The organism is Luteibacter sp. E-22, from assembly GCF_049913125.1.
Taxonomy (GTDB): Bacteria; Pseudomonadota; Gammaproteobacteria; order Xanthomonadales; family Rhodanobacteraceae; genus Luteibacter.
Genome location: NZ_CP183975.1, coordinates 2,786,816 through 2,802,859 on the forward strand (window position 1 = coordinate 2,786,816; position 16,044 = coordinate 2,802,859).

General features: G+C 66.4%; 13 protein-coding genes. 5 read left to right on the top strand and 8 right to left on the bottom strand.

Annotation, left to right across the window (positions count from 1 at the left end):
• Positions 1-29: 29 nt before the first annotated feature.
• From ACN9M2_RS12490 to ACN9M2_RS12520, 7 genes are all read right to left on the bottom strand, one after another.
• Positions 30-2,414: a sodium:solute symporter family transporter gene (locus ACN9M2_RS12490; protein WP_426285044.1), complete on the bottom strand. Its 2,385-nt coding sequence runs from the start codon at positions 2,412-2,414 to the stop codon at positions 30-32.
• Positions 2,415-2,419: 5 nt separating this feature from the next.
• Positions 2,420-3,268, bottom strand: a complete 849-nt coding sequence (locus ACN9M2_RS12495; protein WP_426285045.1) for an HpcH/HpaI aldolase/citrate lyase family protein — start codon at positions 3,266-3,268, stop codon at positions 2,420-2,422.
• 124 nt (positions 3,269-3,392) lie between these two features.
• A complete protein-coding gene (locus ACN9M2_RS12500) occupies positions 3,393-4,403 on the bottom strand; it encodes an NAD-dependent epimerase (RefSeq protein ID WP_426285046.1) in 1,011 nt (336 codons plus the stop codon).
• Positions 4,404-4,417: 14 nt separating this feature from the next.
• Positions 4,418-5,695 (bottom strand): Vi polysaccharide biosynthesis UDP-N-acetylglucosamine C-6 dehydrogenase TviB, encoded by a 1,278-nt coding sequence (gene tviB, locus ACN9M2_RS12505; RefSeq protein WP_426285047.1) that lies wholly within the window; start codon positions 5,693-5,695, stop codon positions 4,418-4,420.
• 132 nt (positions 5,696-5,827) lie between these two features.
• Positions 5,828-6,247, bottom strand: a complete 420-nt coding sequence (locus tag ACN9M2_RS12510) for a hypothetical protein (protein WP_426285048.1) — start codon at positions 6,245-6,247, stop codon at positions 5,828-5,830.
• A 124-nt stretch (positions 6,248-6,371) separates the two neighbouring features.
• The gene (locus ACN9M2_RS12515) at positions 6,372-8,594 is read right to left on the bottom strand and encodes a M28 family peptidase (RefSeq protein ID WP_426285049.1); all 2,223 of its coding nucleotides are present in this window, start codon (positions 8,592-8,594) and stop codon (positions 6,372-6,374) included.
• Positions 8,594-10,981 (bottom strand): TonB-dependent receptor plug domain-containing protein, encoded by a 2,388-nt coding sequence (locus tag ACN9M2_RS12520; RefSeq protein WP_426285050.1) that lies wholly within the window; start codon positions 10,979-10,981, stop codon positions 8,594-8,596. The genes ACN9M2_RS12515 and ACN9M2_RS12520 overlap by 1 nt, the downstream gene beginning before the upstream one ends.
• A gap of 409 nt (positions 10,982-11,390) precedes the next feature.
• On the opposite strand from ACN9M2_RS12520, the gene ACN9M2_RS12525 reads away from it, so the two are divergent.
• The gene (locus tag ACN9M2_RS12525) at positions 11,391-11,924 is read left to right on the top strand and encodes a DUF6630 family protein (protein WP_426285051.1); all 534 of its coding nucleotides are present in this window, start codon (positions 11,391-11,393) and stop codon (positions 11,922-11,924) included.
• A 7-nt stretch (positions 11,925-11,931) separates the two neighbouring features.
• Here ACN9M2_RS12525 and ACN9M2_RS12530 read toward each other — a convergent pair whose 3' ends face one another.
• Complete coding sequence (locus ACN9M2_RS12530; protein WP_426285052.1) at positions 11,932-12,834, bottom strand: LysR family transcriptional regulator; 903 nt, start codon at positions 12,832-12,834, stop codon at positions 11,932-11,934.
• Between the two features lie 115 nt (positions 12,835-12,949).
• On the opposite strand from ACN9M2_RS12530, the gene ACN9M2_RS12535 reads away from it, so the two are divergent.
• From ACN9M2_RS12535 to ACN9M2_RS12550, 4 genes are all read left to right on the top strand, one after another.
• Positions 12,950-13,585, top strand: a complete 636-nt coding sequence (locus ACN9M2_RS12535) for an NAD(P)-dependent oxidoreductase (protein WP_426285053.1) — start codon at positions 12,950-12,952, stop codon at positions 13,583-13,585.
• A gap of 74 nt (positions 13,586-13,659) precedes the next feature.
• Positions 13,660-14,562, top strand: a complete 903-nt coding sequence (locus tag ACN9M2_RS12540) for a 23S rRNA (adenine(2030)-N(6))-methyltransferase RlmJ (RefSeq protein ID WP_426285054.1) — start codon at positions 13,660-13,662, stop codon at positions 14,560-14,562.
• 28 nt (positions 14,563-14,590) lie between these two features.
• Positions 14,591-15,097, top strand: a complete 507-nt coding sequence (locus tag ACN9M2_RS12545) for a Slp family lipoprotein (protein ID WP_426285055.1) — start codon at positions 14,591-14,593, stop codon at positions 15,095-15,097.
• Positions 15,098-15,133: 36 nt separating this feature from the next.
• Positions 15,134-16,042 carry a cation diffusion facilitator family transporter gene (locus ACN9M2_RS12550; protein ID WP_426285056.1) on the top strand — a complete coding sequence of 303 codons (909 nt, stop codon included), beginning with the start codon at positions 15,134-15,136 and terminating at the stop codon, positions 16,040-16,042.
• Positions 16,043-16,044 lie beyond the last annotated feature (2 nt).

Consider the following 16,044-nt stretch of genomic DNA (forward strand, 5'->3'; position numbering starts at 1 on the left):
GGCGCTGGTCAGAGTGGGACCATGGTAGGTCATCCCTCGCGGGATTCGCGATGGATCGTCAGGCCCTTGAGCGAGCGCGTCGGCGCGGGGAAGAACAGGCTGGCCACGTAACCGATCACGATGCAGAGGAAGATCGAGATCGCCAGGTAGAAGTACGGGTGCACGAGCCGGAACGCCCAGGCCACCAGGGTGAGCGCGGTGCTGCCGGCGATCCCGATCGCCACTCCCGGCGAGTTGGCGCGCCGGGTGAACATGCCCAGGGTGTAGGCGCCAGCGAAACCGCCGCCCAGCAGTCCGGCCAGTTCGATCGACACGTCGAACAGCGAATGCACGTCGAAGCGCGACAGCAGCAGGGCGAGCCCGATGCCCACCAGGCCGACCGCGATCGTGCTGACCTCGGCGAAGACCACGCTTCGCTTGGGCGACGGGTTCTTCACCAGGCGCTCGTAGAAGTCCACCGAAACCAGGGTCGCCACGCTGTTCATGATGCCGGATAGCGTCGCCATGGCCGCCGCGAAGATACCCGCGACGATGAGGCCGGTGACGCCCATCGGCAACTCAGCTGCGATGAAGAGCGGGAACGTCGCGTCGATCGGCAGCAGCGGGTTCATCCGCTCGGGGTGCGCCTTGTAATAGACGAACAGCGCGGTACCGATCATGTAGAAGACGAAGCCTCCCGGGATCATGATCGCCGCGAAGGCCCAGATCGAACGTCCCGCTTCCCTGTCCGACGGCGTGGACAGCGTGCGCTGCATCAGCACCTGGTCCTTCGGGAAGGTCAGCACGACGTCGAACAACACGAGGAAGACGAAGCCCCACACCGTGGCCTTGGTCAGGTCGAAGCTGAAGTCGAGCAGATGGAACTTGTGATCGGCCATGGCCGTATGCACGAATTCGCCCATGCCACCGTGCAGGTGCCAGATGATGAAACCGATGGCGAAGATCGCGCCGCCCATCTTGACGATCACCTGCACCACGTCCGTCCAGATCACCGCCTTCATGCCGCCCATGGCGGTATAGACGATCGTGAAGCCGCCCATCAGGATCACGCTCAAGGTGGTGCTGATCCCGGTGATGGTGGCGATCGCGAGCGCCGGGAGGAAGAGGATCACGCTCATCCGGCTGCCGAGTTGGGTGAGGATGCACAGGGCGCTGGCGATCATCCGGATCGCCGGATGGAAGCGCGTTTCCAGGTACGAGAAGACCGACATCAGGTCGAGCCTGCGCAGGAGCGGCACGATCCACACCGCGACGAACATCAGGCCGAACACGGCGATGAGGTTGTTCGTCATGTACTGCCAGTTGCTTTCGAAGGCCTTGGCGGGAATCGCGATGAAACTGATCGAACTGGTGTTCGCCGCGTAGAGGCTGATGCCCGCGGCCCAGAAGGGAATGCTGCGGCCGCCGACGAAGAAGCTGGAGGTGGAGTTGCGCTTCTCGCGCAGGTAGAAGTACAGGCCGATGCCGATCATGCCCGCCAGGTAGACCACGATCACCAGCCAGTCGAGCCAGCGCAGCAACAGCTTGCCCGACTGGACCTGGGCGGACGCCACCGCCGTGCGGCCATCGATCCCGCTCGCCCAGAGCACGCCGGCCTGCCAGGGCGCCATGGCCACCGGCTTCACGAAGTCGACGCCGGGCAGGCGTGCCCACGATTGCGTGACCACCTGGTAGGTCATCGCATGCGCGGTGTCCGCCGCGTCAGCGACGAGGTAGAGGACGTTGGCCTGCCCCAGCGCCCTCGCCATGCCCGGAAGCACCGTTCCCGGTACGTCGCCACGGTGAGTCCATACGCCTTCGGGTGACCGGCGCCATACGGAACCACCGGCCGTGACGAAGATGCCTGCGCCCTGCACCGCCAGCGAAGTCGCCGCGGCGCGGGACGGCCATCCTTCGATGGACGACCATGCGGGTTGCGTCGCATCGGCATCGAAGCGCCAGATCCGCGGCGCGCCGTTCGACAGGCCGGCGATGTAAACGGAGGACCCCGCAAATGCGGGCCGGGCTTCGGACAAGGGTTCGGGCGGCACTGGCAACGGGCGAACCTCGACGCCGCCGGCGCCCAGGGACAAGCGAACCACGCCGCTCAGGCGCCCGGCGTCGAGCTGGGTCGCATAAGCGCGCGCACCGTCACCGAACACGACCGCCAGCCCGCCGGGCGGACCGCCGGCCGCCCACGGTAGCGGCGCCCACGCCGCCTTGCCCTGGTCCAGCAACCACGCCTTGCCATCGACGATCGCCAGCACGCGGCCATCCAGCGTGGCGAGACCTTGCACCGTACCGCTTGCGGGAACCGGTGGTAGCGCATCGCTACGCAAGGGAGTCAAGGCATCCGCATGGACAAGACCCGACATGCCGACCGTGCATGCGACCGCGAGCAGCACGGCACGAAGCCACATCGCAACGTAACGCATGCCCCTCACCCGAGCGACGCCAGGAGGGCTTCCGCGCGTTTCACGAACGGCAGGTCGACCATCCGTCCATCGAGCGAGAAGGCCCCGTGACCGGCGCGGGCGGCCTCCGCCGCGGCGGCCACGACACGGCGGGCGTACGCGACCTCCTCCGATGAAGGCGCGAATACTTCGTTGGCCAACGCCACCTGGCGTGGATGGATACAACTCTTGCCGATGAAGCCGAGCCGCCGGGACATGCGTGCTTCCGCCCGGTAGCCGTCGGCATCGTCGATCGCCGCGAAGGCCGCATCGACCGCGAACACGCCCGCCGCGGCGGCGGCCATCTTCACGGCGAACATGGCGGCATGCACGGCCGCCGTGTCGCCACGGTCGATTCCATGCGGCTCGAAGAGGTCTGCGAGTCCGAGTTGAAGGCCCGCGACGCGGGGATGCGCCGCGGCCATGGCGGCGGCTTGTTCCAGCCCCCTTGGCGTTTCCACGTTCACCAGCAGGCCGACCGGCGCGTCGTGTCCACCGCCGGATTCGATCCGCTCCATGGCGGCGGCCACCGCGCGCACCGCATCGGCGGATTCGAGCTTGGGAACGTTGAGCAAGGCGAGCCCCGGCACCATCACCGCGCGAAGATCGTCGTCGAACCAGGCGCTCTCCGGCGCGTTGACACGGACGATGGCCAGCTTGGCCGCGCGTCGCATCGCCGGCGATGCGACGAAGGCGGCCACGTCGTCGCGGGCGCGGGTCTTCGCGTCCCCCGGGACGGAATCCTCCAGGTCGAACGACAAGGCATCGGCGGGACCCGCCAGGGCCTTGGCGAAGAGTTCCGGACGCCCGCCGGGCACGAACAACTTGCTGCGCATGGATTCCCCGCCGACGCCGACACTCCGATGACCCGGGATTCTGCGGCATCGGATGCGCACCAATCGAGACGGGTACGCACGTTCTAACGATAGGATTCCTATCTTGCTGCGTAGCACAAGACCATCAGACGGCGTGGTAATCCCGGTACCAACGCACGAAACGGGCGACGCCCTCTTCCACGGAAACCTGCGGCACGTAACCCGTGGCGTCACGCAGGTCGCCCACGTCGGCCGCCGTGTCCGGTACGTCGCCGGGCTGCAGCGGAAGGAGTTCCATCACGGCCTTGCGGCCGAGGCATTCCTCCAGCCGCTGGATATAGGCAAGCAGTTCCACCGGTTGTTCATTGCCGATGTTGAACAGGCGGAACGGTGCCACGCCGCTGGAAGAAGGATCGGGCGACATGCCGTCCCAGTCCGCATCGGCGGACGGCGGGCGGTCGAGGCAACGAATCACGCCTTCGACGATGTCGTCGATATACGTGAAGCTGCGCTGGTGGCGTCCGTGGTTGAACACCTTGATCGGCTCGCCGCGCAGGATCGCCCGGGTGAACAGGAACAGCGCCATGTCCGGCCGTCCCCAGGGCCCGTAAACGGTGAAGAAACGCAGGCCCGTGCACGGCGTGCCATACAGGTGGGCGTAGCTGTGCGCCATCTGCTCGTTGGCTTTCTTCGTCGCCGCATAGAGCGTCAGTGGATGTTCGGCGGAACGGTGCTCCGAAAAAGGCATGGCCCGGTTGGCGCCATACACCGAACTGGTGGAGGCGAACACCAGGTGCTCCACCGCATGCGTGCGACAGCCTTCGAGCACGTGCAGGAATCCGGTCACGTTGCTCGACACGTACACGTGCGGGTTCTCGGCCGCGTAGCGCACGCCGGCCTGCGCAGCGAGGTGCACCACGCGTCGTGGACGGTGCTCAGCGAACAACGACTCCATCGCGCCGCGATCGGCGATGTCGGCATGCACGTGCGTATAGCGCGGATCGTCACGGAAACGATCCAGGCGTGCCTGTTTCAGCGTCACGTCGTAGTAGTCGTTGAGGTTGTCCACGCCGACCACCTCGTCGCCCCGCGCCAACAGGCGCATCGCCACGTGCGAGCCGATGAAGCCCGCCGTGCCTGTCACGAGTATCTTCATCGACGGTCCTCCACTCAGAGCCGGCCGTCCACCGCGTCACGCGGCAGCACGTATTTCACGTCGTAGATGACGGCACCGGGCTTGCCGAAGGCACGGATGCCCGCCGCCGCCATCTCGTGGAACTGCCGATGCGCGACGGCGATGACGATCGCGTCGTACGCGCCGTGCGCCGGTTCGGACACCGTCCGCACGCCGTAGGCCCGCTCGGCTTCGTCCGCGTCCACCCAGGGGTCGTGCACGTCGATCGTGGCGTTGTACGACTTCAGCGAGGCGATGATGTCGACCACGCGCGTGTTGCGCAGGTCCGGACAGTTTTCCTTGAAGGCCAGGCCCAGCATGAGGACGCGGGCACCCACCGGGTTCAGGCCCTTGCACACCATCAGGCGGATCACTTCGCCGGCGATATAGGGGCCCATGCCGTCGTTGGTGCGCCGGCCGGCGAGAATCACGTCGGGATGGTGTCCGACTTCCTGCGCCTTGTGCGTCAGGTAATACGGGTCGACGCCGATGCAGTGGCCGCCCACCAGACCGGGACGGAACGGCAGGAAATTCCACTTCGTGCCGGCCGCCTCGAGTACTTCGAGCGTGTCGATGCCGAGCTTGTTGAAGAGGATGGCGAGGTCGTTGACCAGGGCGATGTTGAGGTCGCGCTGCGTGTTCTCGATGACCTTGGCGGCCTCGGCCACCTTGATGCGGCTGGCCTTGTAGGTGCCCGCATCGATGATGCTCGCGTACAGCGCGTCGACGAAGTCGGCCGCCTCCGGCGTGGAGCCCGAGGTGACCTTGCGGATGGTGTTGACCCGATGCTGCTTGTCGCCGGGATTGATCCGCTCGGGGCTGTAGCCGACGAAGAAATCCCCGTTGAAGACGAGCCCCGAGGTCCGCTCGAGGATGGGCACGCAGACTTCCTCGGTGCAACCGGGATAGACCGTGGACTCGTAGACCACGACATCGCCCTGCTTGAGCACCTTGCCCAGCGTTTCGCTCGCGCGGGTCAGGGGCGTGAGGTCCGGCCGCTTCGCGCTGTCGATCGGCGTGGGTACGGTCACGATGAAGACGTTGCACGCGCGCAGGTCGTCGAGGTCGCCGCTATAGGACAGCCGCCCGGCCCCCGCCAGCGACGCCTCGTCCACTTCCAGCGTGCGATCGATACCGGCCCGCAGCTCCGCTACGCGCGAGGCGTCGATATCGAAGCCGAGCGTGACGTAGCGCTTGCCGAACTCGACCGCGAGGGGCAAGCCCACGTAGCCCAGCCCTATAACGCCGATCTTTACCGTGTCGAGTTGCTGCATCGGGCTTCCATCGAGGAGGTGCACGGCCTCCGCGGCTTGGCGCCGGCGGGCCGTAAAGCATGGAAGCCTAGCGGATCGCGCACGCGAGGCGCCAGACGGCGGCCCGAGGCCGCCATCTGGCGGGGCTGCCGGTCAGCCGCCCTCGGCCGCCGGAAGCTCGTTCACGTCACGGACGCTGTACACGTCGATGGCGTAAGGCGCCTTCGCGTCACCCGTGGCCTTGAAGCGGCCGAAGACGGTCGCGTCAGCACGAGCGCCCTTGCCGGTCACGGTGCGCCGGAACGCCGAGACATCGCGCTTGCGGGTGGAGCCATCGTCCATGCTCAGGCTCACCGTGCCCTTGCACTGCGCGTCGGACAGCATGGTCACCTTGCCCTCGGTGGCCGCCACGCCGCGAACCGTGACCGTGGTGCCCACGTACCTGTCCGCCGTGCCCAGCACGGTGCAGATCGTGTCCGGCGGCGTCTCGTCCGACCGGGCCGCCGCGTTGCCTGCGGCACATACCAGAATGAGGGCGACTCCCGTCGCCCGAACGAAAGTTACCGCGTTCATAGGCTTCCCCCTTGATACCGGTCCTCGCGGACCGCGCCGAATGGACGGCTAAACCAAGAAGAACGCGTTTACCGCGCACGGTCAATAAGAAAATTGGGCAGTTCCCGTGGGGACGACGGGGCGGTCAACGCCCCTTCGAGAGGGCGTCGGTCGCCTTCGCCAGTGCCGCCGTCGCCCGGCGGGTCGCCTCGGCCGTGGCCGTGACCTCCACCGACGCCTCGTCCCAGGAGCGGGCATCGATGGCGTCGCCGATCGCGGGCAACGGCGCCACGTCCTCGCCTTCCCTGCGGCCCGGCGCCTGCAGGAGGTGCCGGTACCACGGGCGCTGCGGGAGGCCGGACGCTTGCACGAACGCGGGCGCCACCTCGCGCAGGGCCCGGTTCACGGCGTCCCGCCGTCTCGGTGGAAGATCGCCCGCGGCACTCGCGGCGCGGTCGTACGCGCGCGCGGCAGCGAGCAACTGGCGTTGCGCATCGCGCAGCGTGCCCAGATCGACCTCCCGCCACCGATCGTCCACGCGCGCGGGAGGCCGCAGTCCGCGATAAGCCACGTCCGCCAGCCGGTAGGCGCCGCTGTCGACGAGCCCGTTATGGCGGAGCGCATCGCGATGGGCGGCCGTCGCGCCGGCCGCCAGCCGATCGATATCCTGGCCCAGCGATTCGGCGAACGCGGTGTAGCGCCAGGGCAGCACCTCTGCATTGGCCACGCGCAGGGCCAAGCGTGCGTTGGTACGCGCCAGCAGGTTCACGTACCTCAGTCCAGGGTCGCCGAAGCGTTGGTAATGCGCATAAGTGTCGTATAGCGAGTGGTAGACCGGGACGCTCTCTTCATCGCCGTCGCGATCGTAGCCATAGCGCACGTGCAGCGAGGGGACGCCGAGCCGGTGCGCGAAAGGCAGGTAGTCCGAGCCGGTGCCGAGTCGCGGCGGCACGATCGGTCCTCGCACGTCCTTGCCCTTCTCCGCGGCATCCACCGCGCGTTTCGCCTCGCAGCGCTCCCGCACGCTGGCACCGGTTTCCGGATCGCGAAGATCTCCTGCCACCTCGTCGACCAGGGCCGCCAACGAAGGGTCGCCGGCGGCTGAGAGAAAGCCACGACCCGTGGTGTCGTTGTTGAGGTAGAAGACCGCCTTGCGCGACAGCTCCGTCGCATGCCGTTCGGCCCACGCCTTCGATCCCAGGATGCCCAGCTCCTCACCGTCCCAACTGGCGAAAACCAGCGTCCGCTTCGGCCGGATGCCGGCCTTGGCGAGTTCGCCAACGGCCCGCGCCTCCGCAAGCAAGGCCGTGGTTCCAGCCAGCGGGTCCCACGCGCCGTACACCCAGGCATCATGGTGCACTCCGCGGATCACCCACTCGTCCGGATACTCGCTGCCAGGCAGGCTCGCGATGACGTTGTAGAGCGTGCGCCACTCCCACGGTGAGCGGACCTCCAGATGGACCTGCGCGTCGCCGCCGACGTGATAGGTCAAGGGCAACCCGCCCTGCCAGCGATTCGGCACGACCGGCCCGCCCAGGGCGCGAAGGAAATGCTCGGCGTCGCCATAGCCGATCGTGACCACGGGAATCCCCAGGTCGCCGGTGCGTTTCTGGGCCTGGATGGTCTTCGCGGCCGATGCGTCCAGCACGCTGTCGATGCCGAGGGTACCCCGCTGGACCGTGCGCGGTGTGCGCCACGCGCCCGTCGGATAGACATCGCCCTTGGCGAAACCATCCGCTTCGGGATCGGAATAAATCACGACACCGACCGCGCCATGTTGCTGCGCCAGCCTCGGCTTCACCCACCGTCCCGCACCACTGGACTTCACCAGCACGACCTTGCCGCGCACCGATTGGCCGGTGCGCTCGAGATCGTCGTAGTCCTTCGACAGGCCTTCGTTGACGAAGATCAGCGGTGCATCCACTGTCCCGTCCGGGCTGTACGACTCCATGCCAGGAAGCACGCCTTCGCTGCGCTTCGTGTCATCGTCGCCTTCGATGGCCGGCTCGGTGAAATCGGCCGCATAGCGATCGGTGCCGGCCAGGACGAGCTTCTGTACCGAGGGATAGGCCACGAGGACACGGACGGGTTCGACCTTCACCCGCCAGCCCCAATCGCGCAGGCTGGTGGCGATGAAATCCGCGTTCTCTTTGTTGTGCGGTGAACCGACCTGGTTCGGTGCGGCGGTAAGGCGGCGCAACCAACCGTCGAGATCGGCTGTTTCGATGGACGCGTCGACGCGCCGCTCCACGTCGCGTTCCGCCGCCGACGACACGGTGGTGAAACCGGTCAACGGCGGTGCGGCCTGTGCCGCGACGGGTCCGGCTAGCGCCAGCAGAAGGACCGATGGAAACACGCGCTGGTTCATCAGTTCCACCGGTAGGTCACGCTGGCGTAGTAGTAGCGGCCGTTCCAGCTCAGCGGCGAGAACAGGCTGTACTTGAAATTGCCACCGGTCGAGTTGGCGAACTTGGTCTGCTCCGGCCGCGCGTTGAACACATTGTCCGCCCCCGCCGTGAAGGTCCACTGGTCGATGGCGTAATCGGCCGAGAGGTCGAGGGTCCAGCGGTGATCGAAGTTCTGGTCGAGCGCAGCGCCGCTGTTGCTGTACACGGTGTAGTCGCCGTAGCGCTGTATGTTCGCGTGTCCGGCCCAGCGGCCATGCAGGTAATCCAGGCCCACATCCAGCTTCGTGCGGGGATTGGTATCGCCGAGCAGGCCGAGCCGCTCGCGGCGCTCCACGCGCTGCACGGCCACGCCCAGCTCGTCGAGGATCGCCGGATTCGGTTTGACCTTGGTCACCTCGTTCTCGTTGTATGCCCAACCGACGGTGGTGTTGAGACGGTCGCCGTTGGCGAAGTCGAAGGCGTACTGGCTGACGAGGTCGAGGCCGCGCGTGCGCGTATCCACCGCGTTGGTGAAATAACGGATCGACTGGTAGTTCACATCGACGCCGGCGGCCGCGAGATAGGCGTTCACGGCGGGGGTGTTCACCGGGATGTTCGACGAGAGGTTGATGCGATTGGCGATCTTGATCCAGTACGCGTCGACGCTCACGTTCCAGCCACTGAGCGGCTCCAGCACGAGGCCCAGCGTGGCGCTGCGCGATTTTTCCGGCTTGAGTTTCTCGGCGCCTAGCAAGCTCGCCGCCTGCGCGTCGACCGGGAAGGTGCCCGACTGCACGAGTACCTGGCCCTGCCCGAGGTCCTGCAACTGCGATGAGATATCGGCGTAGTGCTGCTGGACCAGCGTCGGCGCACGGAATCCCGTACCGACGCTGCCGCGCAGCGCCACCCGCGGATTGAAGTCGAAGCGTCCGGACAACGAACCCGAGGTGGTGCCGCCGAAATCGCTGTAGTGCTCATGACGACCGGCCAGGGACAGCGCGAATCGATCGGTGAGGTTCGTCTCGAGATCGATGTATTCCGACACGTCGTGCCGCTGCCAGTTGCCCTGCAGGTCGCCGGTGATGCCCCCGTTCGGGCCGTACTGCGACACGGCGTCGCCCGGACTGACCTTGTAGCCCTGCCGCAGGTATTCCAGGCCGAAGGACACGCTCACGGGGTTGGGCAGCCACGAAGGCGAAAATTCCTTGCCGATATCGAGGTTGCCGGTCTGCTGGTTCGTCTTGTAGTCGGCTCCCTGGATGAAGAACGGGGTGTAGCCGAAGGCGCGGTACCAGTCGGCGTTGATCGCGTGACTGCGCTGGTCGTATTCGTTGGAACCATGGGTAGCCGAGAGATCGTAGTGCCAGCCCTCGCCCAGTTGGCCCCGTATTCCCGCCGTGATGCTGGTGTCGTTGACGATGGGGACGCCGACAGGAAGATAGCCGTTCGGATAGATCGCGGTGACATTGGTGGAGTCGCCACGATGGCGGTAGAGGCTGGCGGTCTCGTCGCGGTCGCGCCGGTAGAGTGCCTCGACATACACCTCGATCGCCTTGCTGAAGGCGTATTGTCCCACCAGCGACACCTTGTTCGACTGCACCGCCGGATCGCCCAGCCAGTACACCTTCTGGCCATACGTGCTACCCACTGCGGCAGCGGTGCGGTCCCGGCCCGCACGATTGGTGCCATCGTTGTTCTGCGTATCGATGGCGACATGGATCGAGCCCTTGTCCCCCAGCTTGAAACCGGTATCGGCGGTGAGCTGACGCTGCAACCCGTCGCCGGCGTCATAACCGCCGAACTTCGCGGTGACCTGTCCGCCCTGCCCCGATTTCTTGAGGATCACGTTGATCACTCCACCGATGGCGTCCGAGCCGTAGCGCGCGGACTGGCCATCGCGGAGCACCTCGATGCGCTCGATGGCGGACACGGGAATGGCGTTGAGATCCACGGGATTCGAACCGCGGCCGATGGCGCCACCGAGGTTGAGGAATGCCCCGGTGTGCTGGCGCTTGCCGTCGATCAGGACCAGCACCTGGTCCGGGCTGAGGCCACGCAACGTCACGGGTCGAGCCACCTCGGCTCCGCTGATGGTGGTCGGCTGCGGAAAGTTCAGTGAAGGCACCAGCCGGGCCAGCGCGGCCGTGAGCTGGGTGGCACCGGTCTGTTGCAGTTGCTGCGGCGTAATGACGTCGATCGGCTGCAACGAGCTGGACACGGTGCGCTCGGTACTGCGCGTTCCGGTGACGATCACGGTATCGAGTTGGCTCGCGCGGGCGGCGTCCTGGGCGTGGAGCGCGGGGACCCCGAAGGCAACGGCCAGGGCGAGGAACAAGGCGTGGCGACGGCGATGGACGAGCGAATGCATGGGTGGATGTCCCCTGGACGATGAGCATGGGCGGCCATGCGGCGGCGATGCGTGAAGGCATGCCGGGATCGTGACGGCCGGAAAACGGATGGAATGGAGCCGCGGTCAGGCCGCGGAACGCGCCAGCGCCTGTGGCGCTAGGGGCGAGGCGTGCGGATCAGCCCAGTCGACAACGACAACGGCACGCGTGCATCGCCGGACATCGCGGTGCGGCCGCGAGGATCGTCGGGATGGTGGTCACGTGCTGCGTATGTGCGTTCACTGGGGGTGGGATCGCCTTGGCGGGAATCTCGTGAGCGGTATTTGTTGCACCGCAACGAACGTTTGTCAACCGCCCGTTCGGACGTCCAATCCTCCGTCGTGCCGGATGGGGGATACTGTCGCCCTTCCCCATCGAACGACACTGCCCATGACTTCGTACGACGACGATTTCGAGAACGATCGCGACCCCGACGATGCGGAGGACGGCGACGACTCCGTCGAATCCCAGGTCTGGCACCTGCTGCTGCTCATCAATCCGGGCGACGAGGACGGCGCGATGCAGCAGTTCTCCGCCTATCGCGATGAAGTCGAGGAAGAAGGCGACGAGGACCCGATCCGCATCGTCGGCCGGGTGACAGACTGGCGCTCGGGCTTCGAAGTGGACGCCGACGATACGCGCGCCCTGGTGGATGCGATCAAGGAACTGGCAAGCCGTTGGAACATCGACATCGACTGGGACGGCGATCCGGACGACGACGAGTTTCACGAGGACATCGATGGGGCGGAGATCTTCTCGCGCGCCTTCGACCAGTTGAACCAGCACGGCTATACGCTGTGGGCGCGCGAAGCGGACGACGACGTCTATGCCGGCTGGATCACCAGCTCGCGCGACGACGAGCAGATGCGCCTGGTGGCGACGCAGCTGGGCATCAATCTTCGCCTTGGCAGCCAGGTGACCTGACTATCGTCTATCCGGACGAGCCGGCCAGCCTCTCCTTCAGCAGGTCGATGAAGGCACGTACTTTCACCGGGGGTTGCTTGCCCGGATAGACCGCGTACACGCCGCCTTCCGGAAGACGAAAGCGGGGCAGCAAGGCCACGAGCCTGCCCGCCGCCATGTCCTCGTCGACGAGATAATCCGGAAGCACGGATATGCCGAGACCCGCCGCGACGAAGGCGTGCACGCCGAGCGTGCTGTTGGCGCTGGCCACGGTGCGCGTTTGCACGGTGTGTTCCGCGTCGTCGCCCGCACTGGAGAAGGTCCAGCGGGTGGGCGAGGAAAGCACGGTAAGCGCAATCCATGCATGCGCGGCGAGGTCTTCAGGTACTCGTGGCGCGCCATGTCTGGCGACGTAGGCCGGCGAGGCGACGAGGCACTGGCGAAAGCTCGCCAGCTTCGCGGCTCGCAGGCTGGAGTCGCGCAACCAGCCGATGCGGATCGACAAGTCGAAGCGCTCCGCGATGAGGTCGACGACGCTGTCGCTGGTTACCAGCTCCACCTTGACCTGCGGAAACCTCGCTGCGAAGTCGGCCAGCGCTGGCGCCACGATCGACGGGCCATGGTCTCCGGCGGCCGCGACACGAAGGCTGCCCATCGGCGTGTCACGGCATTCGCCGAGTTGTGCGATGGCCGCCTCCGCATCGGCGAGAACACGGGCGCAGTCCTCGTGGAAGCGCTCGCCGGCATCGGTCAGGGACATCCGCCGTGTACTGCGCACCACCAGCTGCACGCCGAGTTCTTCTTCCAGCTTCGCCAGGTGCTGGCTCACCATCGCCTTGGTGCTGCCCAGTTGCTGGGCGGCCGCGGTGAACGAGCCAGCCCGGACGAGCGTCACGAAGACGGCGAGACGGTTGAGATTGACGTCGGCCATGCCGGCTCCCGATTCATCGTAAAGTTTTACTTTACGATGAATCCATGGATTGCGCGTTTCCTGTGAACGATCATGAGCGCATGCTAGTCGCATCCATTCCTACGGAAGCCCTACCATGAAGATCGTCCTGTTCGGCGCCACCGGCAACATCGGCAAGGTCATCCTCGACGAAGCCCTGGCCCGCGGTCACGCGGTCACCGCCGTCGTCCGCGATCCCGCACGGGTCGCCACGCGGCATGCCGCCCTGACCGTCGTCCAGGGCGATGTCTCCCACCCCGCCTCGTTCGCGACCGTCCTTCCCGGTGCCGACGCCGCCATCGCCAGCCTCAACGACCACGCCGACCCGGCCAATGTGCCGAAACAGGCCGCGCTCCTGCTGGATGCGCTGTCGTCCGCGGGTGTGCGCCGCTTCGCCTGGGTCGGCGGTGCCGGCAGTCTGGAGGTCGCCCCGGGAGTCCGCGTGATCGACGATGCTCATTTCCCCGCGGAGTGGAAGCCCTCGGCGAACGCGCAGATCGAGGCGCTGGCGGTATTCCGCGCCAGCAAGGCCGATATCGACTGGACCTATATCAGTCCGGCGGCGGTGATCGCCCCGGGTGAGCGCACGGGCGCGTACCGCATGGGCGCCGACCAGTTGCTGGTGGACGCGGAGGGGAACAGCCGGATCTCGATCGCGGATTTCGCCATCGGCGTGCTCGACCGCCTGGAAAAAGGCGATGCGGCGAAGAAGCGGGTGACCTTCGCGTACTGAGGACTCTCCAATCGCCGACCTTGTCGGCGATCCCGCGGCAGCGGGCCAGGATAGCGACCGCTATACTCCCCCGGATGAACTACCGCCACGCCTTCCATGCCGGCAATTTTGCCGATGTCCTCAAGCACATGGTGCTCGTGGCCCTGATCGACTCGCTGAAGCAGAAGAGTTCGCCCTTCTGCTATATCGACACCCACGCCGGCCGTGGCCGCTACGACCTTCGCGGCGCCGAGGCGCGGAAAACCGCCGAATCCGACGATGGCTTCGGCATCCTGAAGACCGCCAGCGGCCTGCCGCCGCTGCTGTGGAAATGGCTGGACGTGGTTCGCGCCTGCAATGCCGGCGACGAATCGATGCGTTACTACCCCGGCTCGCCCTGGATCGCCGCGCACCTGATGCGCGAGGGCGATTCCGCCCAGCTGTGCGAACTGCAGAGCGGCGAATCGGACCAGCTGCGCCAGCTTTTCCATCACGACCCGCGCGTGCACGTACACCAGCGCGATGGCTACGAAGCCATGAAGGCCTTCGTGCCGCCGAAGGAAAAGCGCGGCCTCGTCCTCATCGACCCGCCCTTCGAATCGCAGGAGATGGAGTTCCGGATCATCGAGAAATCGCTCAAGGCGGCGATGGAGAAATGGCCCGGTGGCATCTATGCCATCTGGTACCCGATCAAGCTGCGCAGCCAGGTGCAGCCCTTCCACCGCTGGCTCGGCAAGAGCGGGGCGAAGCGCGTGCTGGTCGCCGAAGTGCTGCTACGCCCGGACGACTCCCCGTTGCGCCTCAACGGGACCGGCATGGCCATCGTGAACGCGCCGTGGAAGCTCGATGAAGTGCTGCGCGACTCGTTGCGTGTGCTGCCCAAGCTGCTCGGTACCCCGGGCGAATCCGAATACCGGCTGACCTGGCTGGTCGAGGAAGGCAAGGATGAAGCACCCGTCCACGGCCCGCAGTCGCCTCATTCAGTCCGAAGGCGGTAAAGTCGTCGCACACGCCAGGAGTCGACCCATGCGCCCGACCATCGTCCGTCTCGCCGTCCCTGCCGCCCTGCTGACCCTCGCCCTTTCCGGCTGCGCACCCGCGCCGATCTACAAGCCAACGGCGAGCAACGTCGCCGTGCCGCCTGCCCAGGTAGCCCGCGAACCGGAGCGCTATGGCAGCGCCGACGTCATCTGGGGCGGCCGCATCGTCAATGTGCGCAACTTCACCGACCACAGCGAAATCGAAGTGCTCGCCTACCCCCTCGACGGATCGCAGCGTCCGAAAGCCAACGACACCGGCAACGGCCGTTTCATCGCGGCCATGCCCGGCTATGTCGAAAGCCTCGACTATCCCGCCGGATCGCTGGTGACCATCGCGGGCCGACTCAACGGTACCCGCACCGGCAATGTCGGCCAGGCCCAATACACGTTCCCCCTCGTTTCCGTGAACCAGTCGCACGTGTGGACCGCCAAGGAAATGTCCGGCGGCCATCCCAACGTGAGTTTCGGCGTGGGCGTTGGCGTCATACGGTAAGATCTTGCGGTTGACCACCGCGGGACAGGGAATCACATGTCGGGACACGCCGATTCGAAGCGCGCGATCTTCCTCGCGCTCGGAGCCAATTTCGCCATCTTCATCGCCAAGCTGGTCGCGGCGATCTTCACCGGCTCGGGCGCGATGCTCGCGGAGGCCGTGCATTCGCTAGCCGACTGCGGCAACCAGGGCCTGCTGCTCCTGGGCATGCGCCAGGCGAAGCGGCCGCCCTCGCCGGACTACCCGCTCGGCTGGGGCCGCGCCCTGTATTTCTGGTCGTTCCTCGTGGCGATCCTGCTCTTCAGCGTGGGCGGCATGTTCTCGATCTACGAGGGCGTGCATAAGCTGGCCCACCCGGAACCCCTGAAATGGGCCTGGCTGGCCGTCGGCGTGCTGGCGTTCTCCATCGTCACCGAAGGCATTTCCATGCATGGCTGCATGCAGGAAGTGAACAAGGCGCGTGAAGGCCGCTCGATCTGGCAATGGTTCCGCGAGACCCGCGCCAGCGAATTGCTGGTGATCTTCGGCGAAGACCTGGCCGCGCTGATCGGCCTCTGCCTGGCCCTGCTCGCGGTCGTGCTCACCATGGTCACGGGCAACCTGTTCTTCGACGCGCTCGGCACGATCGCCATCGGCGTCCTGCTGATCGTGGTCGCCGTGGCGGTCGCCATCGAGGTGAAGGCCTTGTTGATCGGCCAGGGCGTCGAGCCGAAGCAGCGTGCCGCGATGGTCGCCTTCCTCGAGGCCCGCCCCGAGATCGACACCGTCTACAACGTGCTCACCCTGCAGATGGGCACCGACGTCATGGTGGCGATCAAGGCGAAGATGGCCGCCGCGCCGACCGCCCGGGCCATGATCGAGGCGATCAACATCGTCGAAGCCGACTTCAGGGCCGAGTTCAAGGACGTACGCTGGAGCTTCTTCGAGCCCGATTACGCCGACTGAGC